Origin of the sequence: Sutcliffiella deserti (assembly GCF_020037475.1) — a bacterium.
Taxonomy (GTDB): Bacteria; Bacillota; Bacilli; order Bacillales; family Bacillaceae_I; genus Sutcliffiella_A; species Sutcliffiella_A deserti.
In genome coordinates this window covers 83,460-105,557 of record NZ_JAIQDB010000008.1, presented here as the reverse complement: position 1 = coordinate 105,557, position 22,098 = coordinate 83,460, and the positions used below count along the sequence as shown (strand labels likewise).

At 39.9% G+C, this 22,098-nt stretch carries 21 protein-coding genes; 20 read left to right on the top strand and 1 reads right to left on the bottom strand.

Annotated elements, in window-relative coordinates; translation table 11 throughout:
- Positions 1–120: 120 nt before the first annotated feature.
- The 7 genes from mnmE to K9B36_RS13630 all read left to right on the top strand — a co-directional run bounded on the left by mnmE (position 121) and on the right by K9B36_RS13630 (position 8,209).
- The gene (gene mnmE, locus K9B36_RS13660) at positions 121–1,509 is read left to right on the top strand and encodes a tRNA uridine-5-carboxymethylaminomethyl(34) synthesis GTPase MnmE (protein WP_223702785.1); all 1,389 of its coding nucleotides are present in this window, start codon (positions 121–123) and stop codon (positions 1,507–1,509) included.
- A gap of 17 nt (positions 1,510–1,526) precedes the next feature.
- On the top strand, positions 1,527–3,416 hold the full coding sequence (gene mnmG / locus K9B36_RS13655) for a tRNA uridine-5-carboxymethylaminomethyl(34) synthesis enzyme MnmG (RefSeq protein WP_223702783.1): 1,890 nt from the start codon (positions 1,527–1,529) through the stop codon (positions 3,414–3,416).
- Positions 3,417–3,508: 92 nt separating this feature from the next.
- Positions 3,509–4,225 carry a 16S rRNA (guanine(527)-N(7))-methyltransferase RsmG gene (gene rsmG / locus K9B36_RS13650; protein WP_223702782.1) on the top strand — a complete coding sequence of 239 codons (717 nt, stop codon included), beginning with the start codon at positions 3,509–3,511 and terminating at the stop codon, positions 4,223–4,225.
- 380 nt (positions 4,226–4,605) lie between these two features.
- A complete protein-coding gene (gene noc, locus K9B36_RS13645; protein ID WP_223702780.1) occupies positions 4,606–5,466 on the top strand; it encodes a nucleoid occlusion protein in 861 nt (286 codons plus the stop codon).
- A 318-nt stretch (positions 5,467–5,784) separates the two neighbouring features.
- Entirely contained in the window at positions 5,785–6,546 is a 762-nt protein-coding gene (locus tag K9B36_RS13640; protein ID WP_223702779.1) for a ParA family protein, read from the top strand.
- Positions 6,539–7,387 (top strand): ParB/RepB/Spo0J family partition protein, encoded by an 849-nt coding sequence (locus K9B36_RS13635; protein ID WP_223702778.1) that lies wholly within the window; start codon positions 6,539–6,541, stop codon positions 7,385–7,387. The genes K9B36_RS13640 and K9B36_RS13635 overlap by 8 nt, the downstream gene beginning before the upstream one ends.
- Before the next feature lie 117 nt (positions 7,388–7,504).
- Positions 7,505–8,209, top strand: a complete 705-nt coding sequence (locus K9B36_RS13630) for a DUF554 domain-containing protein (protein ID WP_223702777.1) — start codon at positions 7,505–7,507, stop codon at positions 8,207–8,209.
- A gap of 127 nt (positions 8,210–8,336) precedes the next feature.
- Here K9B36_RS13630 and yyaC read toward each other — a convergent pair whose 3' ends face one another.
- On the bottom strand, positions 8,337–8,975 hold the full coding sequence (gene yyaC, locus K9B36_RS13625; protein ID WP_223702776.1) for a spore protease YyaC: 639 nt from the start codon (positions 8,973–8,975) through the stop codon (positions 8,337–8,339).
- A gap of 98 nt (positions 8,976–9,073) precedes the next feature.
- Here yyaC and K9B36_RS13620 point away from each other — a divergent pair, with 98 nt between their 5' ends.
- The 13 genes from K9B36_RS13620 (at position 9,074) to K9B36_RS13560 (ending at position 21,934) form a co-directional block, all read left to right on the top strand.
- Complete coding sequence (locus K9B36_RS13620) at positions 9,074–10,090, top strand: YkvI family membrane protein (protein WP_223702775.1); 1,017 nt, start codon at positions 9,074–9,076, stop codon at positions 10,088–10,090.
- Positions 10,091–10,200: 110 nt separating this feature from the next.
- Positions 10,201–11,079 carry a mechanosensitive ion channel family protein gene (locus K9B36_RS13615; RefSeq protein ID WP_223702774.1) on the top strand — a complete coding sequence of 293 codons (879 nt, stop codon included), beginning with the start codon at positions 10,201–10,203 and terminating at the stop codon, positions 11,077–11,079.
- A gap of 71 nt (positions 11,080–11,150) precedes the next feature.
- A complete protein-coding gene (locus K9B36_RS13610) occupies positions 11,151–11,351 on the top strand; it encodes a DUF951 domain-containing protein (RefSeq protein WP_223702772.1) in 201 nt (66 codons plus the stop codon).
- Between the two features lie 713 nt (positions 11,352–12,064).
- On the top strand, positions 12,065–12,247 hold the full coding sequence (locus K9B36_RS13605; RefSeq protein ID WP_223702771.1) for a hypothetical protein: 183 nt from the start codon (positions 12,065–12,067) through the stop codon (positions 12,245–12,247).
- 491 nt (positions 12,248–12,738) lie between these two features.
- Positions 12,739–13,839, top strand: coding sequence for a redox-regulated ATPase YchF (gene ychF, locus K9B36_RS13600; RefSeq protein WP_223702770.1), 1,101 nt, complete (start codon positions 12,739–12,741; stop codon positions 13,837–13,839).
- Positions 13,840–13,957: 118 nt separating this feature from the next.
- The gene (gene rpsF / locus K9B36_RS13595) at positions 13,958–14,248 is read left to right on the top strand and encodes a 30S ribosomal protein S6 (RefSeq protein WP_223702804.1); all 291 of its coding nucleotides are present in this window, start codon (positions 13,958–13,960) and stop codon (positions 14,246–14,248) included.
- Between the two features lie 45 nt (positions 14,249–14,293).
- Positions 14,294–14,821: a single-stranded DNA-binding protein gene (gene ssb, locus K9B36_RS13590; RefSeq protein WP_223702769.1), complete on the top strand. Its 528-nt coding sequence runs from the start codon at positions 14,294–14,296 to the stop codon at positions 14,819–14,821.
- Positions 14,822–14,888: 67 nt separating this feature from the next.
- On the top strand, positions 14,889–15,128 hold the full coding sequence (gene rpsR, locus K9B36_RS13585; RefSeq protein WP_223702768.1) for a 30S ribosomal protein S18: 240 nt from the start codon (positions 14,889–14,891) through the stop codon (positions 15,126–15,128).
- A 316-nt stretch (positions 15,129–15,444) separates the two neighbouring features.
- Entirely contained in the window at positions 15,445–16,377 is a 933-nt protein-coding gene (locus K9B36_RS13580; protein WP_223702767.1) for a YybS family protein, read from the top strand.
- Between the two features lie 121 nt (positions 16,378–16,498).
- A complete protein-coding gene (locus K9B36_RS13575) occupies positions 16,499–18,469 on the top strand; it encodes a DHH family phosphoesterase (RefSeq protein ID WP_223702766.1) in 1,971 nt (656 codons plus the stop codon).
- The gene (rplI, locus tag K9B36_RS13570; protein WP_223702763.1) at positions 18,466–18,915 is read left to right on the top strand and encodes a 50S ribosomal protein L9; all 450 of its coding nucleotides are present in this window, start codon (positions 18,466–18,468) and stop codon (positions 18,913–18,915) included. The genes K9B36_RS13575 and rplI overlap by 4 nt, the downstream gene beginning before the upstream one ends.
- Before the next feature lie 124 nt (positions 18,916–19,039).
- Entirely contained in the window at positions 19,040–20,407 is a 1,368-nt protein-coding gene (dnaB, locus tag K9B36_RS13565) for a replicative DNA helicase (protein WP_223702761.1), read from the top strand.
- A 237-nt stretch (positions 20,408–20,644) separates the two neighbouring features.
- Entirely contained in the window at positions 20,645–21,934 is a 1,290-nt protein-coding gene (locus tag K9B36_RS13560; protein WP_223702760.1) for an adenylosuccinate synthase, read from the top strand.
- The last annotated feature ends 164 nt before the right edge of the window (positions 21,935–22,098 follow it).

Sequence of the window (22,098 nt, the reverse complement as noted above, 5' to 3'; positions counted from 1 at the left end):
GAGCAGGAAGACTTTAAAATTGAAATAATTTGTGCTAACCTTAATTAGTTATTCGCAAAATAACAAACAAGACGAAAAAAATATTTTTAACATAGATTAAGTAGAAATGAGGTGAATGATATGTATGAGGTAGATACTATTGCAGCAATATCTACTCCAATGGGGGAGGGAGCTATCGCTATCGTTCGTTTGAGTGGAGAGGAAGCATTCCGCATTATCGATGAGATATTTGTTAGTGCATCGGCAAAAAAAATGAGTGATGTAGCATCTCATACCATTCACTACGGGCATATCATCGATCCAAGAACAGATCAAACGGTAGAAGAGGTAATGGTATCGGTTATGAGAGGACCGAAAACTTTTACACGAGAAGATGTTATAGAGATTAACTGTCATGGCGGGTTGGTTTCAGTCAATAAACTGCTTCAGCTAGTATTAAGCAGGGGGGCAAGATTAGCCGAACCAGGTGAATTTACTAAGCGGGCATTTCTTAATGGCAGAATCGATTTATCTCAAGCAGAAGCTGTCATGGATCTGATTCGAGCTAAAACAGATCGTGCGATGAATGTGGCCCTTGGACAAATGGAAGGGCGATTATCTAAGCTGATTCAAAAGCTACGACAGGAAATATTAGAAACTTTGGCACACGTCGAAGTGAACATTGATTATCCAGAATATGATGATGTCGAAGAAATGACGCATCAGCTTTTATTGGATAAAGCTTCCTATGTAAAAGAAGAGCTTGAAAAACTGTTACAAACCTCTCAACAGGGTAAAATACTAAGAGAGGGACTATCTACAGTTATTATCGGAAGACCGAACGTAGGAAAGTCCTCATTACTTAATAGCCTCGTACATGAGAATAAAGCAATTGTGACGGATGTACCAGGTACAACTCGGGATGTTATTGAAGAATACGTAAACGTCCGAGGAGTCCCATTGAAGCTAGTCGACACAGCGGGTATAAGGGAAACGGAAGATATTGTTGAGAGAATCGGTGTAGAACGTTCCCGTGAAGTGCTTAAAAAGGCAGATTTAATCCTTCTTGTTCTTAATTATAATGAAGTCTTGTCCGTGGAGGATGAAAAACTCTTTCACGCGGTAGATGGAATGGATGTTATAGTAATCGTCAACAAAACAGATTTAGAAAATAAAATAAATCTGGAAAAAGTACAAGCGTTAGCAAGGGATCACTCCGTTATTACCACTTCTTTAAAAGAGGACGAAGGGGTAGATCAATTAGAAGAGGCCATTTCCTCGATGTTTTTCCAAGGAAATTTAGAAGCAGGGGATTTAACTTATGTTTCAAACTCAAGGCATATTGGCTTATTAACGCAAGCACAGCAGGCTTTAGAAGAAGCGATTGAAGGCGTGAAAAGTGGAGTGCCTATAGATATCGTGCAAATAGATTTAACAAGAACATGGGAATTACTCGGTGAAATTATTGGGGATGCGGTCCATGAAAGCTTAATTGATCAGTTGTTTTCACAATTTTGTTTAGGTAAATAGAAGAGGAGGGAACGAACATGAAATATCATGCAGGTTCCTATGATGTTATAGTAATCGGTGCTGGTCATGCCGGAGTCGAGGCTGGTCTAGCCTCAGCCCGTCTAGGTGCAAAGACACTTATGGTCACCATCAATCTTGATATGGTTGCATTTATGCCATGTAATCCGTCTGTAGGCGGCCCAGCAAAGGGGATTGTAGTTCGTGAAATAGACGCATTAGGAGGAGAAATGGGGAAAAATATCGATAAAACCCATATCCAAATGCGAATGCTGAACACTGGGAAGGGACCAGCTGTAAGAGCTTTACGAGCACAAGCGGACAAATTCCTTTATCAGCATGAAATGAAAAAAACGATTGAAAATGAACCGAATATTACTTTACTACAAGGTATGGTCGAAAAATTAATCGTGGAAGATGGAGTGTGTAAGGGGGTTATTACCCAAACAGGTGCAATCTATGATTCCAAAGCTGTTGTTATTACAACCGGAACGTTCCTTAGAGGAAAAATAATAATGGGGGACGTTCAATATTTAAGTGGTCCGAATAATCAGCAACCATCCATCAAGCTTTCTGAACACTTGGAGGAATTAGGTTTTGATTTAGTAAGGTTCAAAACTGGTACACCACCACGTGTTAACAGTGCTTCTATTGATTATAGTAAAACAGAAATTCAGCCTGGGGACGAGGTTCCACGTGCTTTTTCATACGAGACAACAGAGTATATTACAGATCAGCTTCCATGCTGGTTAACGTATACTAGCACAGAGACACATACTCTAATTGACGAAAATCTCCACCGGTCTCCGATGTATTCTGGTGTGATTAAAGGAACAGGTCCAAGATATTGTCCTTCCATTGAAGACAAAGTGGTTCGTTTTAATGATAAACCACGTCATCAAATATTTTTGGAACCTGAAGGAAGAAATACGCAGGAAGTATATGTGCAAGGCCTTTCAACAAGCTTACCTGAAGAGGTTCAACGCAGAATCCTTTCTACTATTCCTGGCCTTGAAAATGTTCAAATGATGAGAGCTGGGTATGCGATTGAGTACGATGCGATTGTTCCTACGCAGCTATGGCCGACTCTTGAAACAAAAAAAGTACAAAACCTTTATACTGCTGGGCAAATTAATGGTACTTCTGGGTATGAAGAAGCCGCCGGACAAGGAATCATGGCAGGAATAAATGCAGGCAGACGCGCGACCGGTCAGGATGATCTTATTTTAAGTCGTTCTGAGGCGTATATTGGTGTATTAATTGATGACCTTGTTACAAAGGGTACCAATGAACCTTATCGTCTGTTAACATCACGAGCAGAATATCGATTATTGCTGCGACATGATAATGCAGATCTTCGGTTAACAGAAATTGGCCATAAAATTGGATTGATTTCTTCAGAACGTTATGAAGGGTTCACAGTGAAAAAGGCTGAAATTGAAGCTGAGAAAGAACGGCTTCAGTCGATAATAATTAAACCAACTGCCCATGTCCAGGAAACCATCAGAAGTGCAGGTGGTACAGAATTAAAGGATGGAATAAGAGCAGCAGACCTTTTAAAACGTCCGGAAATGAATTATGAACACATTCATGCACTCGTTCCTGCAGAAAAAGAATTAGGACCGGATGTGGCTGAGCAAGTGGAGATCCAGGTAAAGTATGAAGGATATATCCAAAAATCCTTGCAACAAGTGGATCGCTTGAAAAAGATGGAGAATAAGAAGATTCCTGAAAACATTGATTATGATGCCATTCATGGATTAGCGAATGAAGCACGTCAAAAATTGAAGGAAGTTTGCCCTCTATCGGTAGCTCAAGCTTCTCGAATTTCAGGAGTAAACCCGGCTGATGTCTCCATTTTACTTGTATACCTGGAACAGGGCCGTATAGCAAAAGTCTCTAATGAATAAACCCGGAATATCAGTAATATCCGGAGTTGTTGTATTTGGGAACGGAAAACAACAATCTATACGAAAACAATGTTCAGAAAGGATACAAGCATATGAATAAAGAGCAATTCATCCAACTGTTAGAGGAGAAGGGGATTACCCTTACTCCTTTACAGCTTTCTCAATTTGATACATATTACAAAATGTTGGTAGAATGGAACGAGAAAATGAATCTTACTGCGATTACAGAGGAAAAAGAAGTATACTTAAAGCATTTTTATGATTCCATTACTGCTGCCTTTTATGTTGACTTTAATAAAGGACAAACACTCTGTGATGTTGGAGCGGGAGCTGGGTTCCCAAGCATCCCCTTGAAAATTTGTTTTCCTGAATTAAAAGTAACAATTGTAGACTCGTTAAATAAGCGTATTACCTTTTTGCAAGAGCTGGCAAAGGTATTAGAACTTAAAGAAGTAAACTTTGTTCATGATCGTGCAGAGACATTTGGGAACAATCCCGATTATCGTGAAAAGTTCGAGTTAGTAACCGCTAGAGCAGTTGCCAGGTTATCTGTTTTGAGTGAACTATGCATCCCTCTTGTAAAAGAAGGTGGCTATTTTATTCCAATGAAAGCTGCTGCTGCAAAAGAGGAAGTAGAAAAAGGTAAAAAAGCTTTGCGTATTTTAGGTGGAAAATTAGAAAAGATTCATTCATTTCAGCTTCCTTTAGAAGAAAGTGAAAGAAATATCTTAATTATAAAAAAGATAAATACAACACCCAAGAAATACCCACGTAAACCTGGAACACCTAATAAATCACCTCTAGAATGAATGATAAATCCAGAGGTGGCTCCCACACAACCCCACGGAAAGCGAGTACCTGGCCCGGAAAGAAGAGCGATTAGTTAGAATTCAAACTAATTTTAAGGGTATAGACTTTTTATAGGGGAAAGTTATACCGTGAAGAATAGATGAGAAGAAGCATCTTTAGTTATAAGCCAGGAAAATGAATCCTGAAGCTTATCCATCTAGAATATCCAGAATTCTAGATTTTCAGTATTGGTACCATGACCAATCAAAACTATAGAAAAATAGTAAACTTATACGAATAATGAATGTTTCATGTGGAACATTTTTAAAGGGTGAGAAGGAATTAAGTAGGATGATAGCGAATTTAGTGTAAGGGATTCTATCCATAAGGTGGTGGAACTATGAAATCTCCGTTCTCTCGATTTTTTGGAATTGGCGAAAAAGAAGAACAGGGCTTAGTAGAAAAGACAAGCGTAGAAAAGGCAAATCATGAAGAAATAAATCAAATACCGGTTAAGGACATTGTTCCGAATAGATATCAGCCTCGTACCGTATTTGTCGACGAAAGAATAGAAGAATTATCCTTAACCATTCGAACTCATGGCATTATTCAACCGATTGTAGTTCGTCAATTTGATGAAGGAAAATACGAAATAATAGCAGGAGAACGACGCTGGAGAGCGGTCCAAAAGCTTGGATGGGATACGATCCCAGCCATTGTAAAGGATTTTAATGATGCAGAAACAGCTTCTGTTGCACTAATTGAAAATTTACAGCGGGAAGAGTTATCTGCTATTGAAGAAGCGATTGCGTATTCTAAATTGTTGGAACTTCATAATCTAACTCAAGAAGCATTGGCACAACGGTTAGGGAAGGGTCAATCTACCGTAGCAAACAAGCTTCGTTTGTTAAAATTGCCTTCGGAAATACAAGACGCACTGCTTCAAAAGAAGATTACGGAGCGGCATGCCCGTGCACTTATTTCGTTAAAACAGCCTGAAAAGCAGATCGCGATCCTTGAGGAAATATTAGAAAAACAGTTGAACGTTAAGCAAACAGAAGAACGCGTAGTTAGATTGCTGGAACAGTCAGTTGCTAAACCTAAACCAAAACGTAAAGCATTCAGCAAGGATATGCGAATAGCCATGAATACTATTCGACAATCTTTAACCATGGTGAATGATAGCGGAATCAAACTAGATTCACAAGAAGAAGAAACAGAGGAATATTACCAATTTACCATCCGCATTCCAAAAAAATAAGTAGCACTAAACAATAGAGGGCTCGGCTTCTCTCTGAACTACTAGGATATGAATCTAATCGCTACCTAGAGTAATAGATACCTATCACATTTAGTAGACGTGCCGGCCCTAATTTTATCTCTTCCTTTCAGCGAAACAACCTCATTTTTATCAAATTTCCCGAGTCAGAGTCCCTCTCATCTATACAATTACCATAATTATTCATCTAAAAAGACTTCATACAATATTATTATCAAAAACAAGTTAACTTTCTGTAAATTCATGATAAAATAAGTGAGAATAACAAAAGTATGTTTTTTTCTGAAGGCAGGTGACAGCATGGGCAGGATTATTGCTATTGCTAACCAAAAAGGCGGCGTAGGCAAAACAACAACATCTGTAAATTTAGGAGCTTGTTTAGCCTATATTGGTAAAAAAGTGCTGCTGGTCGATGTTGATCCACAAGGAAACGCAACAAGTGGAGTTGGTATTGCTAAAGCAGAGGTCGATCAATGTATTTATGATATTTTAGTAGAGGATGTTGAAGCAAAAAGAGCAATTCTTCCTACTAAAGTAGAAAATCTTTCTATAATTCCAGCTACCATTCAATTAGCGGGAGCGGAAATAGAGTTAGTACCAACTATCTCGAGAGAAGTTCGTTTAAAAAGAGCGTTAGATGATGTGAAACATCTGTATGATTACATAATCATAGATTGTCCTCCATCTTTGGGATTGTTAACCATTAATGCTTTAACAGCGTCCGATGCTGTTATCATACCTGTACAATGTGAATATTATGCGCTAGAAGGATTAAGTCAGTTATTAAATACTGTACGCCTAGTACAAAAACACTTGAATACAGAATTGATGATAGATGGTGTTCTTTTAACGATGCTTGATGCTAGAACAAATTTGGGTATTCAAGTGATTGAGGAAGTAAAGAAATATTTCCAAGACAAAGTGTATCGCACGATTATTCCCCGGAATGTTCGGTTAAGTGAAGCGCCAAGTCATGGAGAACCAATTATTATTTATGATCCTAAATCACGTGGGGCTGAAGTATACTTAGATTTAGCAAAGGAAGTGGTAACGCATGGGTAAAGGATTAGGTAAAGGCATAAACGCTTTATTTCCTTCCATTGAAGCTTCCAAAGAAGAGACCGTACAAGAAATTGATATAAAGGACGTCCGTCCTAATCCATATCAGCCTCGTAAGATTTTTGAAAAAGAGGCAATTCAGGAATTAAAGGAATCCATTCTTCAACATGGAATTCTTCAGCCCATTATTGTCCGTAAAAGCATTAAAGGCTTTGAAATTGTGGTAGGTGAACGCAGATTCCGTGCAGCTAAAGAAGCAAAGTTAACAAAAGTTCCGGTGGTTATTCGAGAATTATCCGAAAAGCAAATGATGGAATTAGCGTTACTGGAAAATTTACAACGCGAGGATTTGACACCGATAGAAGAGGCAGCAGCTTACCAGTCTTTAATGGCAAAGCTCGATCTTACCCAAGAACAGCTCGCAAGTAGGCTAGGAAAAAGCAGACCACATATTGCAAACCATGTGCGCTTACTTACGCTTCCTAATTATGTGCAAGAGCTAATGAATGAAGGAAAACTATCCATGGGGCATGGTCGTGCTCTTCTAGGGTTAAAGAAGAAAGAAAAGCTTAAAGCTTTGATTGATAAAGTGGTAGATGAGCATTTAAATGTACGCCAATTAGAACAGTTAATACAACAAATAAATGAGAATGTTCCACGTGAAACAAAAAAGGTAACTGGCGAAACCGATATATTTCTAAAAGATCAGGAATCCCATCTACGCGATAAATTTGGAACTTCGGTTTTTATTAAACGTTCCAAGAATAAAGGGAAGATAGAAATTGAATTCTTTTCAGATGATGATCTAAATCGATTATTAGAGCTATTGGCTCAATCTGAATGAAAAAAAGCAAACCATCTCAAGGTTTAGATGGTTTGCTTTTTTTATCCTAATGGTTGAATCAAAGTTAGAATTGTTTTTGTAATTAGTAAGAAAGAAAAATGAAATGGGGATAATGCTATGGTTTTATTAGGGACCATTGTTAATGGAATATGTATTATTGCTGGTACACTATTAGGAAGACTCTTTACCCGAATACCGGAAAAAACAAAGGAAACGGTCATGAAAGTGATTGGGTTAGCTGTATTTTTGCTTGGTACTCAAATGGGATTTCAGAGCAATGAATTTCTAATTGTCATCATCAGCTTAGTTCTTGGAGCAGTGATTGGAGAATGGGTTGACTTGGATAAAAAGCTCAATCAAATAGGTTTGTGGATTGAAAAGAAAGTGGGAACCGGTCAGCATGGGTCCGTTTCAAAAGGTTTTGTTACTGCGACTTTAATCTTTGTCATTGGTGCCATGGCTGTTGTTGGCTCATTGGACAGTGGACTTAGAGGTGATCATCAAGTTCTCTATACTAAGTCAATTATTGATGGTTTTACTAGTATCGTGTTGGCTTCCACTCTTGGAATTGGTGTGCTTTTTTCTGCGATTCCCGTGATGCTATATCAAGGTGTCATTGCACTATTTGCGACACAAATTAATTTATTTGTACCTGAAGAATTATTGGAACTTTTTATTTTTGAAATAACAGCTACAGGTGGAGTCATGATTATGGCGATTGGTCTTAATATTCTCGGTCTTACATCCATTAGAGTTGCGAACCTTTTGCCAGGTTTGCTTGTGGCGGCCTCACTTGTTCTAGTTCAGTATTTATATTTTTAAGTAGATAGAAAGGGCTGCTATTCATATCAGTCCTTTTTTGTTTGGCTTTTTTAAAAATTCGTTGCTGAAAAAACATGAATCAACAACAAAGCGAAAACAAACTTTAAAAATCACTACAAACTAATAATTATTCTTGAAGATGCGCGGGAGGGGTTTCTATACTTTTTTTGGCTGTATCAGCTAGAAAGCTTTTGCGTTCTAAGGAGAGATCGAGATCCTGAATAGCCCTTGCTACTACCTTCGCCATTTTCATCACAAGACTAAGTCTAGTATTTTGTAAAACAAAAAACTCCATAAAACCACTTACATTGACGATTCCTGTAATATGAATATCTCCAACCGGTGGAAGATCCTTTTTCACTCCAGCCCCTGGCATAACTGGCCCGTCTCCTACAGTTAGCTGTCCAACACTTTTCAATCTACCTAAGCATGCATCAATGGCAATTATATATGGGTTAAAATGCTGTGAATGAATCTCTGCTAATTTATCTTCTAAGTTAACTGCATGAATAGGGTCGTCCAAAGTACCATATACATGAATAGAATGAAGTTTAAATTCTTCTAATTTTGTTCCTACAAGTGGACCGAATGAATCTCCAGTGGAACGGTCGGTACCGATACAAATAAATACGATTGGACGAAGTACCGAGCTAGAAGGAAGGTTGGATTTTAAAGTAATAGCAATCTCTTTAGATGCATTTACTTCATCATGAGCAATACGAATATTGCCTCCTTTCTTCTCGAAAAAATTAGATTTAAGATTCATAGGTTCCACTCCTTCTTAATAGTAGTAACAGTATACGACTATTTATTGGAAACTATACGTGCACTTTGCGGTTTATTGATGGTGGGAGGTAAAATGTAATGTGGAAAAGTGGATTTCGTTGGATGTTTTTAATTTTAGGTACTGTAATTGGTGCAGGATATGCATCTGGGCGTGAACTATGGGAATTTTTTGGCGCAGAAAGCGGACTAGCTATTTTATTATTCACTATTTTCTTTACTATTGCCTGCTATGTAGTATTGAGAATTAGCCGCAATGTACAATCGGAACACTTTCTGCCGGTTTTAGAAAAATTAGTTGGACCAAAAATATCGAAACTTTATAATGTAATCATTGTCGTTTATTTATTCACGACCACTATTGTTATGTTAGCTGGGGCAGGAGAGGCTTTAAAGGTATTTTTTATTCCCTATTGGGCAGGGATTGCAATTATATGCCTTTTACTTATTAGTTTGTTTATCTATGATGTAAAAGGAATGATTACAGTCAATGTTGTAATAATTCCCGTCATCATTCTTGTTTTGGCTTTTGTTCTATTTCGTACGATTTCCTCGGAACCTTTTGCTTTTTCTTTTACAAATAAGAATCAAAGCAATTGGCCTGCAGCTTTCACTTTTACTGCACTTAATGTCTTGCCACTAGTTGCTGTACTCTCCGTTATAGGGAAGGAAGTCAAAACTAGAGGTGAAGTACTCATTGCAAGTATTGGAAGTGGTGTGATTTTAGGAGGAATTTCTCTTTTTTACAACCAAACGCTGCTTATTGTTCAAAGTAAACTTGAATTTTTTGAAATTCCTCTTTTTGCAATAGTGCAAAGCTACCCTTATTACATGATATTCATCATGACACTTCTTCTGTGGGTTGCCATTTATACCACTGCCGCCTCTGGGCTACTTGGTCTTGTAACTAGATTTAGAGAAAGCTTTCCACTCCCGCTTTGGGGAATATGTATTATCATGCTAGCGTGTATGGTACCCTTCACAGCATTTGGTTTTTCTGTTCTTGTAGCAATACTTTACCCATTATTTGGCTTAATCAATCTTTATCTTCTCGTTTGTATTTTACTCTACCCTATTACCAACAGAGAAAGTTGGTAGGTACATATGAGTAAGTTAGTGAAAAACGTTATTGATGGTTATGATAGAACTATGTAAAATAAAGGTATAAAGGCAAGGAAATAAACTATTTAGTAAAGGTTGAAGGACGAATGAATTGGATCAATCGCATTATCAGTAGACTAAATGAGTCCTTAACAAATGAGGAACTTTGGTTGAGCATTGGGGAAGGGTTCCTAAAAATTATTGTAATCATCCTAGTTTCAGGGTTAATTATAAGGTTTGGGAAAACGCTTATTAGGAACTTCGTTAAACTTAGAGCAAAAGGTCCTATTCAAGTTTCAATCAGGCGTGAGACAACCTTAGTAAAATTAATGGAAAACATCATTTCCTATGTTATCTACTTTATGGCCTTTATTATGGTATTAGATATTGTACATATTGATGTAAGGGCATTGCTTGCTGGTGCAGGTATTGTAGGATTGGCTGTGGGTTTTGGCGCGCAGAATCTTGTGCGTGATATTATTACTGGCTTTTTCATTATTTTCGAGGATCAATTTTCGGTGGGTGATTATATAAGAACTGGTACATTTGAAGGTGTGGTTGAGGAAATTGGATTACGGACAACCAAGATTAAAAGTTGGACAGGGGAATTGCATATCCTACCTAATGGCAGTATTGTAGAAGTAACAAACTTTTCCATTCATAATAGTATTGCAATCGTGGATGTAAGTATTGCTTATGAAGGTGAAATTGAGGAAGCGGAGCGGGTTATTCAAGCACTTCTAGTGGAATTACCATTAAAATATGAAGAAATTGTCCAACCTCCGGAATTATTGGGAGTGCAAACCCTTGGTAATTCTGAAGTAGTTTTACGCATTATATGTGAAACGCTGCCGATGAAACACTGGCATATTGCTCGCAAAATAAGGAAAGAAGTGAAAGTCCACTTAGATGAACACGGAATTGAGATTCCTTTCCCACGCCTTGTGCTCTATAATCGCGAGCCTGCGACAGAAAAAGGTCATTAAATTTGTTAGGAAATTGGTCCATTAAATTCCTTATCTATAGATAAATAATTAAACAGATGGGGGTCTTATAGTTGAATGATAAAATATTTGGTTTAAATGATGTAGTTGAAATGAAGAAAGCACATCCATGTGGAACGAATCGTTGGAAAGTTGTTCGAATGGGAATGGATATTAGGATAAAGTGCGAAGGGTGTCAGCATTCTGTTATGATGCCGCGGAAGGAATTTACGAGGAAAATTAAAAAGATATTGGTTCGAAGTGAAGCGGAATAGTTTCACGTGGAACATTGGAGAACAGCTTCTTTTGGGGGCTGTTTTTTTTTGTGGGTTTTTTTGAGGTTGGTGGTGGGGGAGTTAGGTTTGGGGTGGGAGGCTTAAGACCGGGGCCTGACCCTTGGGTGGTTGGTGGTTTTTAGGTTGGGAGGGTAGGGCGTGTCGAGTGGTGTTTAGGTTTGTGTGGGTGAAGGGTCAGGCCCCAGGCAGCGGTGGGGTGTTTAGTTGGAGGAGTTGGGGAGGTAGGTTGGTGGTGTTTTAGGAGGTTTGGAGAGGCGGGGGAAGGTTGGTTTTGAGTAGCGAAGCGCTTGGGGCGCTTTGGCTTGGAGGAGGGGTTGGGTAATTAGGTTTTTGGGTTGGTGGTGGGGGAGTAAGGTTTGGGGTGGGAGGCTTAAGACCGGGGCCTGACCCTTGCGAGGTTGGTGGTGTTTTCGGAGGTTTGGAGAGGCGGGGGAAGGTTGGTTGTGTGTCGCGAAGCGCTTGGGGCGCTTAGGCTTGGAGGAGGGGTTGGGTAATTAGGTTTTTGGGATGGTGGTGGGGGAGTTAGGTTTGGGGTGGGAGGCTTAAGACCGGGGCCTGACCCTTGCGTGGTTGGTGGTGTTTAGGTTGGGAGGGTAGGGCTTGCCGAGTGGTGTTTAGGTTTAGGCGGCTGTAAGGGTCGGGCCCCAGGCTGCGGTGGGGTGTTTAGTTGGAGGAGTTGGGGAGGTAGGTTGGTGGTGTTGGGGGAGGTTTGGAGAGGCGGGGGAAGGTTGGATTGGGGTAGCGAAGCGCTTGGGGCGCTTTGGCTTGGTGGCGGGGTTGGGAAATTAGGTTTTTGGGTTGGTGGTGGGGGAGTAAGGTTGGGGGTGGGAGGCTTAAGACCGGGGCCTGACCCGTGCGTGGTTGGTGGTGTTTAGGTTGGGAGGGTAGGGCTTGCCGAGTGGTGTTTAGGTTTAGGCGGCTGTAAGGGTCGGGCCCCAGGCTGCGGTGGGGTGTTTAGTTGGAGGAGTTGGGGAGGTTGGTTGGTGGTGTTTAGGTTGGGAGGGTAGCGCTTGCCGAGTGGTGTTGAGGTTTAGGCGGCTGTAAGGGTCGGGCACCAGGCTGCGGTGCGGTGTTTAGTTGGAGGAGTTGGGGAGGTAGGTTGGTGGTGTTTGGGGAGGTTTGGAGAGGCGGGGGAAGGTTGGTTTGGGGTAGCGAAGCGCTTGGGGCGCTTTGGCTTGGAGGAGGGTTGGGGTTTTTAGGTGGTTTGGTGGAAGTGGTTTGGGTAATTTGGGTTTCGGGTTTTGTTTTTGGGTTTTTTTGGTTTTTGTTTTTGGTGGGAGAATAAACGACTTGTCTTTTTGGTGGGTTGTATCTATAATTGTGGGAGATTGAAATATGTGTTAGCGGAAAGTTAGGAGTGGATAAGATGGCTTTAACAGCTGGTATCGTTGGTCTTCCAAATGTAGGGAAATCAACGCTTTTTAATGCGATTACACAAGCGGGGGCAGAGTCTGCCAACTACCCATTTTGTACAATAGATCCAAATGTCGGGATTGTAGATGTTCCTGATGAGCGTTTGCAAAAATTGACAGAGTTAGTTAAACCGAAAAAGACCGTACCTACTCATTTTGAGTTTACGGATATTGCAGGAATTGTTAAAGGTGCTAGTAAAGGAGAAGGGCTTGGAAATAAGTTCTTGTCTCATATCCGACAAGTGGACGCGATTTGTCATGTTGTTCGTTGTTTTGCAGATGACAATATTACGCATGTTTCGGGTGGGGTAGATCCTATCTCTGATATTGAAACCATTAACCTGGAATTGATTTTAGCGGATTTAGAATCTGTTGATAAGCGTTTAGAGCGTGTTGGCAAATTAGCTAAACAAAAAGATAAAGATGCTGTCCTTGAGCATGAGGTTTTGGTAAAAGTGAAAGAAGCTCTTGAGCAAGAGTTGCCTGCTCGTACGGTAGAAGTGACAGATGAGCAAGTGAAATATTTAAAAGGGATGCATCTTTTAACGAGCAAGCCAGTATTGTACGTGGCCAATGTCGGGGAAGATGATGTGGCTGATACATCGGACAATGATTATGTGAAGCAGGTTCGTGAGTTTGCTGCAAAGGATGATGCAGAGGTTATTACCGTTTGTGCAAAAATTGAGTCAGAGATAGTCGAACTTGATGCAGATGAGAAAGCCATGTTCTTAGAAGAGCTTGGGATAGAAGAATCTGGACTAGATCAGCTTATCCGTGCAGCCTACAACCTATTAGGTTTGGCGACTTATTTTACAGCAGGCGTGCAAGAAGTTCGTGCTTGGACATTTAAGAGCGGAATGAAGGCGCCACAGTGTGCGGGAGTGATTCATACAGACTTCGAACGTGGATTTATTCGTGCAGAGACAGTATCTTATGAAGATCTTGTGACTGCTGGGACAATGGTAGCTGCGAAAGAAGCAGGAAAAGTCCGTTTAGAAGGTAAAGAGTATTTGGTGAAAGATGGAGATGTCATACATTTCCGTTTTAATGTCTAAGGCATATTTGCAAATAGACATGTATTCTGCTATAATCTAAATTTGTGAGTAATGATTATTTATAATTGATTGCTCCTTGCCCATTGAGGGCCGTTTAGACCAAAAGGAGGTGACAGTGATGAGCAAGTACGAAATTATGTATATCATCCGTCCAAACATTGAGGAAGACGCTAAAAAAGCTCTAGTAGAACGTTTCAACACAATCTTAACTGATAACGGTGCAGAAATTTCCGATTCAAAAGAGTGGGGCAAACGCCGCCTAGCTTACGAAATCAATGATTTTCGTGACGGTTACTATATGATAGTAAACGTGGCAACTGAGCCAGCTGCAGTTCAAGAGTTTGATCGTCTAGCTAAAATCAGCGAAGATATCATTCGCCATATTGTTGTTAAAAAAGAAGAAAAATAATAGTTGTCCTCTTCACGGACGTCGTCTCAAGGAGGAGTGGTTCTGATGTTAAATCGCGTAGTATTAGTGGGTCGCTTAACGAAAGACCCTGAGTTGCGCTATACCCCAAGTGGAGTGGCGGTTGCTACTTTTACTTTGGCAGTAAACCGTACGTTCCAAAATCAGCAGGGCGAGCGCGAAGCTGATTTTATAAACTGTGTTGTTTGGAGAAGACAAGCGGAAAATGCGGCTAACTTCCTTAAAAAAGGAAGCCTGGCAGGCGTGGACGGCAGAGTTCAAACGCGCAATTATGAAGGCCAAGATGGAAAACGTGTATACGTAACGGAAATAGTGGCAGAAGGTGTTCAGTTCTTAGAGCCTAAAGGATCAGGTGGATCTGGGGGTTCAGGTGGTTCTGGAAACACATCGCGTCCTACTCCAAACCAAAATCAAGGCTATGGTTCACCTCCGTTTGGGAACGATCAGAACCAACGTAGTAATAACAACAACCAAGGTTATACACGTGTTGATGACGATCCATTCGCGAATGATGGTCAACCTATCGATATTTCTGACGACGATCTTCCGTTCTAATTTTAGAAGGAATCGTTTTGATAAAAAGGCATTAGCCTAAAAAATCTATAGCAAAGGAGTGAATAAAATGGCAGGAGCACGCAGAGGTGGACGTAACAAACGCCGTAAGGTTTGTTTCTTCACAGCAAACGGTATTACAAATATCGATTACAAAGAGATTGATGTACTAAGAAAGTTTGTATCTGAGCGCGGTAAGATTTTACCACGCCGTGTAACAGGAACTAGTGCAAAATATCAACGTAAATTAACGATCGCGATTAAACGCGCTCGTCAAATGGCATTATTACCATACGTTACTGGTGAATAAAACGCACCTATACAATAAAAGAGGAAGGCAGTGAGAGAATATCTTGCTGCCTTCCTTTTTGCTAGCAATGGTTTATGATTGTTTTTGTATTCTGTTTGTAATACTATTTTAAGGATAAACTATACATATTGCTTATTAAGGCTTTTCGCACTGGTTGTTGCTTTTATGAAAGTGGTTTCGCCCTGTACAATCGTTACTGACTTGTTCTTTTTCGCTTAAATTTACAGTTAAAAATTCTAATGCTGATTTTTTGGGCTTATAGCAATAATCTTTACGAAGAGTTCCTTTATTAAAGAATTAATGGAGGTTAGGAACGTTGAAAACCAAAAATATTACAGAAGGTGCCAGCCTCCTTGGGATATATTTGCTGCTTCTTCTGATGACTTTATATGTTCCTGTTATTGGGACAGTGACGCTATTTGCGCTGGTAGTTCCATTTGTACTTTACACCATTCGAAATGGTTGGAAATCTGGAGTCTGGTTTGTTGTTGCTGCAAATATTTTAAGTGTACTACTAGGATCTATAGCTGCCCTCAGCCTTAGCATTCCAATGAGTACTGTCGGAGTGGTAATGGGCTATCTGTTTGCTAAGAAGAGTAGTAGATATGTGATACTTGGTGCATCTACAGGGGTATACTTACTAAATCTTCTATTGGGATATATTGTGGCAATTGTACTATTCGATTTTAATATAGAAAAGGTAATGGAAGGGTCTATGGACCAGCTATACTTAACGGCAGAATCCCTCGCAACTTTTACGGGACAGCAGAATACAGAAGAAACGATGGGCCTTGTTCAGGAAACGATGGATGGTTTTATCTATTTGTTGCCATCAGGCTTGGTTACAATCGCCTTTATTTTTGCTCTAATATCCCAATTGGTTGCAGGCTTCATCCTTAAACGATTAAAGGTAGATGTAACACCTTTCCCTCCTTTTCGAGAACTGGAGCTGCCAAAAAGCTTATTATGGTATTACTTGATAGTCCTTCTTCTATCCCTCTTTGAAATGGAGAAAGGCTCTACTATCTATCTAGCAACCGTAAATCTCTCCTATATTCTCATGCTACTAATGACCATTCAGGGACTTTCTTTCCTGTTTTTCATCTCTCATGAGAAGAAAATTCCAAAGGCGGTTCCGATCATCACACTTATATTATCCTTTCTTCTCCCACCATTGCTCTATATAATAAGAATGGTAGGTATCTTTGACATCGGGTTTAATTTAAGAAAGCGAATAAAAGGTAAGTAGTAATTGTGTGAAAGTTACATTTTGAATAGGCTGTGTTAAATACGGATGTTAAACTTTAGGATAATGGTTTTTTTGAGAGAAAAGAAACCAAGAAAATTATTAATTAGGAGCTGAACAGTATATGCCTAATTATTTTGAGAAAATTAATTTCCGATATCCTTTTTACACGCTATTTCTTATTGCATTCATTCAATTTATAGTCATTATGTTTTTCCGCTGGGAAGTAGGACTTGCAAGTTTTTTATTCCTCGGCTTAGTTGTGTACTTTTATATGAAAGTAGAACGAGCAGCTAAAAAGGAAATGGAGGCTTATATTTCCACTTTATCGTACCGTTTGAAAAAGGTGGGAGAAGAGGCATTAATGGAAATGCCGATTGGGATTATGCTTTATAATGATGACTATCAAATAGAATGGACCAATCCGTTCTTAGCGTCGTGTTTTCATGAGGAAACATTGGTAGGTAGATCACTGTATGACGTGGGGGAAAGCTTGATTCCGCTGCTCAAACAAGATGTAGAAACAGATACAATTCCACTTTACGATCGAAAATATAAAGTGGTAATAAAAAAAGCAGAACGATTAATCTACTTTACTGACATAACGGAACAAACTCAAATAGAGAAATTATATGAAGATGAGCGGACGGTCCTTGGTATCATCTTTTTAGATAATTATGATGAGGTCACACAAGGCATGGATGACCAATCCAAAAGTACAATTAACAGCCAGGTCACTTCCATCATTAATAAATGGGCAATGGAAAACGGGGTATTTTTAAAACGTACCTCAATGGAGAGGTTCATCGTAGTGTTGAATGAACACATTCTCATACAATTAGAAAAAAGCAAGTTCACCATTTTAGACGTGGTGAGGGAACAAACGGCAAAGCAAAGTATGCCTTTAACATTAAGTGTTGGGGTTGGAACGGGTGTACCTTCTTTACCGGAGCTCGGGCAACTGGCACAATCGAGTTTAGACTTGGCCCTTGGTCGAGGTGGAGATCAAGTAGCAATCAAGCAAACAAATGGAAAAGTTCGTTTTTACGGCGGAAAAACTAATCCGATGGAAAAGCGTACAAGAGTAAGGGCACGTGTCATTTCTCATGCATTAAAAGAACTCATTAACGAAAGTGATAAAGTGATTATCATGGGGCATCGATATCCTGATATGGATGCTATCGGAGCAGCAATTGGAATCGCTAAAGTGGCAGAATTGAACCAAAAAGATTCGTTTATCGTATTAGATCAAAATGAAATAGATGAGAGCATTCATCGATTACTTAATGCGTTGGAAAGCGATGAAGATCTGTGGCAGAAATTTGTCACCCCTGAAGAAGCGTTGGATATGTCTACAAGCGACACATTGCTTGTCGTAGTGGACACCCATAAACCTTCGCTTGTGTTGGAAGAAAAACTGTTAAACAAGATAGATAACGTTGTGGTAATCGATCATCATCGCCGAGGTGAGGACTTTATTGAAGACCCGCTATTAGTGTATATGGAGCCTTATGCTTCCTCTACAGCAGAACTGGTGACAGAGCTTCTTCAGTATCAGCCTAAGCGGATCAAGATCACGATGCTTGAAGCAACGGCACTACTCGCTGGAATAATAGTGGATACGAAAAGTTTCACGGTACGTACGGGGTCAAGAACCTTTGACGCAGCATCTTATTTACGTACTCAAGGGGCAGATACGATTTTAGTTCAGAAGTTGCTTAAAGAAAACCTGGAGCGCTTTGTAAAACGGGCAAAACTTATCGAAAGCGCGTATCTATATGAGGGTGGAATTGTGATTGCCAAAGGTAACACACAGGATACTTTTGATCAGGTGATGATAGCCCAGGCGGCCGATACTTTATTGGCAATGAGCGATATTAATACATCCTTTGTAATAGCGTATAGAAGCAGTGACGAGGTAAGCATAAGCGCAAGGTCCCTAGGTGAGATCAATGTTCAAGTTGTGATGGAAAAGCTCGGTGGTGGCGGACACTTGACGAATGCGGCAACTCAACTTACTATGACAATAGATGAAGCAGAAAATAGATTAAAAGAAGCAATTAATGAATACCTTGAAGGGGGCAACAAAGAATGAAGGTTATATTTCTAAAAGATGTTAAAGGTAAAGGGAAAAAAGGAGAAGTTAAAAACGTAGCAGACGGCTATGCCCATAATTTTCTACTAAAACAGGGGTTGGCGATGGAAGCTTCAAGTGGTAATCTTAAGTCAGTGGAAGCTCAAAAGAACAAAGAAGCAAAAGAAGCTGAGCAAGAGTTGGAAAAGGCTCAGGAACTAAAAGAAACCATTGAAAACCTAACATTGGAGTTTCAAACCAAGGCTGGGGAAGGTGGTCGTCTGTTTGGTTCTATTACAACAAAGCAGATTGCCGAAGAGCTTCAAAAAAAGCACAAAATTAAGATAGACAAAAGAAAAATGGAACTAAGCGATGCAATACGTGCTTTAGGATATACAAACGTACCGGTAAAATTACACTCTGAGGTAACAGCTACCTTGAAAGTGCATGTAACCGAACAAATATAAAACTAATGCTCGGCATAAGCCGAGTTTTCTTTATGAGATTAACTCTTTAAAGAAATAACGGACACGCTATCGAGTAGTCCAAATTAGGGTTAGGCTGTGAATTTTAAGGGAGGGGAGGAACATTATGAGTGATCTTTTTGCTGATCGCATACCACCGCAAAATATAGATGCAGAACAAGCGGTATTAGGAGCTATATTCTTGGAGCCCTCCGCTTTAACGATGGCAGCTGAGCTTGTGTTGCCAGATGACTTCTATCGTGCATCACATCAGAAGATATTTGATTGCATGTTAACATTGTCCGATCGAGGGGAACCAGTAGACTTAGTGACTGTGACTTCAGAGCTTGCAAATCAGAAAGTTTTAGAGGAAGTCGGTGGTGTTTCTTATTTAAGTGATTTGGCAGGTTCGGTTCCTACGGCTGCAAATATAGAGTATTATGCCAAGATTGTAGAAGAGAAATCGATTCTTCGTCGACTTATCCGAACTGCGACAAGCATTGCCCAGGATGGATATTCAAGAGAAGACGAAGTGGCAGGTCTATTAAATGAAGCGGAAAAACAAATTCTTGAGGTTTCACAACGGAAGAATTCAGGTGTTTTCCAAAACATTAAAGACGTTTTAGTGAAAACCTATGATAATATCGAAACGCTTCATAACCGTAAAGGAGAAGTTACGGGGATTGAAACGGGATTTACAGAACTCGATCGGATGACAGCTGGATTCCAACGAAACGACCTTATTATCATTGCGGCGCGTCCATCAGTGGGGAAAACTGCATTTGCCTTGAACATCGCTCAAAATGTAGCAACAAAATCAAGTGAAAATGTAGCTATTTTCAGTTTAGAGATGGGAGCGGAGCAGCTGGTAATGAGGATGCTCTGTGCGGAAGGCAATATCAACGCCCAAAACCTCAGAACCGGTCAATTAACAGCAGACGACTGGAGCAAACTGACTATGGCGATGGGAAGCCTTTCCAATGCAGGTATTTATATTGATGATACTCCAGGAATTCGCGTGAGTGATATTCGATCCAAATGTAGACGCCTAAAGCAGGAAAGTGGAATAGGGATGATTCTTATCGACTATCTACAGCTGATTGCAGGAAGCGGTAGGGGTGGCGGAGAGAACCGCCAACAGGAAGTATCAGAGATCTCCCGTTCCTTAAAAGCCTTAGCAAGGGAACTGGAGGTTCCTGTTATTGCACTATCCCAGTTATCTCGTGGAGTGGAATCACGTCAAGATAAGCGTCCTATGATGTCTGATATTCGTGAGTCGGGAAGTATTGAGCAGGATGCAGATATTGTTGGCTTCTTATATCGTGATGATTATTATGACAAAGAAAGTGAAAACAAAAATATCATCGAGATTATACTGGCTAAGCAGCGTAACGGTCCTGTTGGTACAGTATCACTAGCGTTTGTAAAAGAATATAATAAATTCGTAAACCTAGAGAGAAGATTCGATGATGAATCTGTTCCCTCAGGGGCATAATAAAGGCATCTACGCTGGTAGATGCCTTTTGCTTATTTTTAATACTAATAATGTAAAGTTAGCCTATAAAAAGGTATGAATCTTAATTAAGCTAAATTAAAGTGTAATATTTACGAACAAACACTTTTGGTGTATTGATTATCGTTCGTGTTTAGGTTGACTTTCCAAGAAGCAACTGATAAACTAATTTTGGTTCAAAAAGAAAATGTCTACATACTTAGCGGAGGTGTACAAACTATGGCATCAGTTGTTGTTGTAGGAACACAATGGGGCGATGAGGGAAAAGGTAAAATTACCGACTTTCTTTCTGAAAATGCAGAGTTAATCGCGCGTTACCAAGGTGGAAATAATGCAGGACACACAATTAAATTCAGCGGTGAGACTTATAAATTACACTTAATCCCTTCTGGAATTTTTTATAAAGATAAAATTTGCGTAATTGGAAATGGAATGGTAGTTGATCCTAAGGCATTAATTACCGAATTAAAGTATTTACATGACCGAGGTATCAGCACGGATAACCTTCGAATCAGTAATCGCGCACACGTAATTTTACCATATCACCTTAAACAAGATGAGGTAGAAGAAGAACGTAAAGGTGCCAATAAGATAGGGACAACAAAAAAAGGAATTGGACCTGCTTATATGGATAAAGCAGCACGTGTCGGAATCCGTATTGCCGACCTACTGGATCGTGAGCTGTTTGAAGAAAAACTAGCTCATAACCTTGCGGAAAAAAATCGTTTATTAGAAAGAATGTACGAAACAGAAGGCTTTAAATTAGAGGATATTTTAGATGAGTATTATGAATACGGACAGCAGTTTGCGAAATACGTTACAGACACATCTGTTGTATTAAACGATGCATTAGATGATGGGCGTAGAGTATTATTCGAAGGTGCACAAGGCGTTATGTTGGACATAGATCAAGGTACCTATCCATTTGTAACTTCCTCTAACCCTGTAGCAGGTGGAGTAACCATTGGTTCCGGTGTGGGACCTTCTAAGATTGATCATGTAGTAGGTGTAGCAAAGGCATATACAACACGTGTAGGTGACGGTCCGTTTCCAACAGAATTGGATAATGAAATAGGCCACCAAATTCGTGAAGTGGGAAGAGAATATGGGACAACAACCGGCAGACCTCGTCGTGTAGGGTGGTTTGACAGTGTGGTTGTTCGTCATGCTCGCCGTGTCAGTGGATTAACAGACCTTTCTCTAAACTCCATTGATGTTCTAACGGGCATTGAGAAGCTTAAAATTTGTGTAGCATACAAATACAAAGGCGAAGTAATGGAGGCATTTCCAGCGAGCCTAAAGGTTCTTGCTGAATGTGAGCCAGTCTTCGAAGAAATGCCAGGTTGGACAGAAGATATCACAGGTGTAACTACCTTAAGTGAACTACCTGAAAATGCCCGCCATTATATTGAGCGAGTGTCACAACTAACAGGCATCCCTTTATCTATTTTCTCTGTTGGACCAGATCGTTCGCAGACAAATGTAGTAAGAAGTGTTTACGCAAAATAATGAATGAAAAATCCCTCTGGAAACAGAGGGATTCTGTTTGTGAATTAAAAGGGTTCGAATTGTTTACATTTCGAATCCTTTTAAAATTTATAGCTATACTACCAATCTAGATGGGCCAAACTTGTAAGCTTTTTACTCTTAAAGTTTCACAGTATACCTACAGT

Bases quoted from the DNA above. Each gene is read 5' to 3' on its own strand.
- mnmE (WP_223702785.1), top strand. From the start codon at position 121: ATGTATGAGGTAGATACTATTGCAGCAATATCTACTCCAATGGGGGAG.
- mnmG (WP_223702783.1), top strand. From the start codon at position 1,527: ATGAAATATCATGCAGGTTCCTATGATGTTATAGTAATCGGTGCTGGT.
- rsmG (WP_223702782.1), top strand. From the start codon at position 3,509: ATGAATAAAGAGCAATTCATCCAACTGTTAGAGGAGAAGGGGATTACC.
- noc (WP_223702780.1), top strand. From the start codon at position 4,606: ATGAAATCTCCGTTCTCTCGATTTTTTGGAATTGGCGAAAAAGAAGAA.
- K9B36_RS13640 (WP_223702779.1), top strand. From the start codon at position 5,785: ATGGGCAGGATTATTGCTATTGCTAACCAAAAAGGCGGCGTAGGCAAA.
- K9B36_RS13635 (WP_223702778.1), top strand. From the start codon at position 6,539: ATGGGTAAAGGATTAGGTAAAGGCATAAACGCTTTATTTCCTTCCATT.
- K9B36_RS13630 (WP_223702777.1), top strand. From the start codon at position 7,505: ATGGTTTTATTAGGGACCATTGTTAATGGAATATGTATTATTGCTGGT.
- yyaC (WP_223702776.1), bottom strand. From the start codon at position 8,975: ATGAATCTTAAATCTAATTTTTTCGAGAAGAAAGGAGGCAATATTCGT.
- K9B36_RS13620 (WP_223702775.1), top strand. From the start codon at position 9,074: ATGTGGAAAAGTGGATTTCGTTGGATGTTTTTAATTTTAGGTACTGTA.
- K9B36_RS13615 (WP_223702774.1), top strand. From the start codon at position 10,201: ATGAATTGGATCAATCGCATTATCAGTAGACTAAATGAGTCCTTAACA.
- ychF (WP_223702770.1), top strand. From the start codon at position 12,739: ATGGCTTTAACAGCTGGTATCGTTGGTCTTCCAAATGTAGGGAAATCA.
- rpsF (WP_223702804.1), top strand. From the start codon at position 13,958: ATGAGCAAGTACGAAATTATGTATATCATCCGTCCAAACATTGAGGAA.
- ssb (WP_223702769.1), top strand. From the start codon at position 14,294: ATGTTAAATCGCGTAGTATTAGTGGGTCGCTTAACGAAAGACCCTGAG.
- rpsR (WP_223702768.1), top strand. From the start codon at position 14,889: ATGGCAGGAGCACGCAGAGGTGGACGTAACAAACGCCGTAAGGTTTGT.
- K9B36_RS13575 (WP_223702766.1), top strand. From the start codon at position 16,499: ATGCCTAATTATTTTGAGAAAATTAATTTCCGATATCCTTTTTACACG.
- rplI (WP_223702763.1), top strand. From the start codon at position 18,466: ATGAAGGTTATATTTCTAAAAGATGTTAAAGGTAAAGGGAAAAAAGGA.
- dnaB (WP_223702761.1), top strand. From the start codon at position 19,040: ATGAGTGATCTTTTTGCTGATCGCATACCACCGCAAAATATAGATGCA.
- K9B36_RS13560 (WP_223702760.1), top strand. From the start codon at position 20,645: ATGGCATCAGTTGTTGTTGTAGGAACACAATGGGGCGATGAGGGAAAA.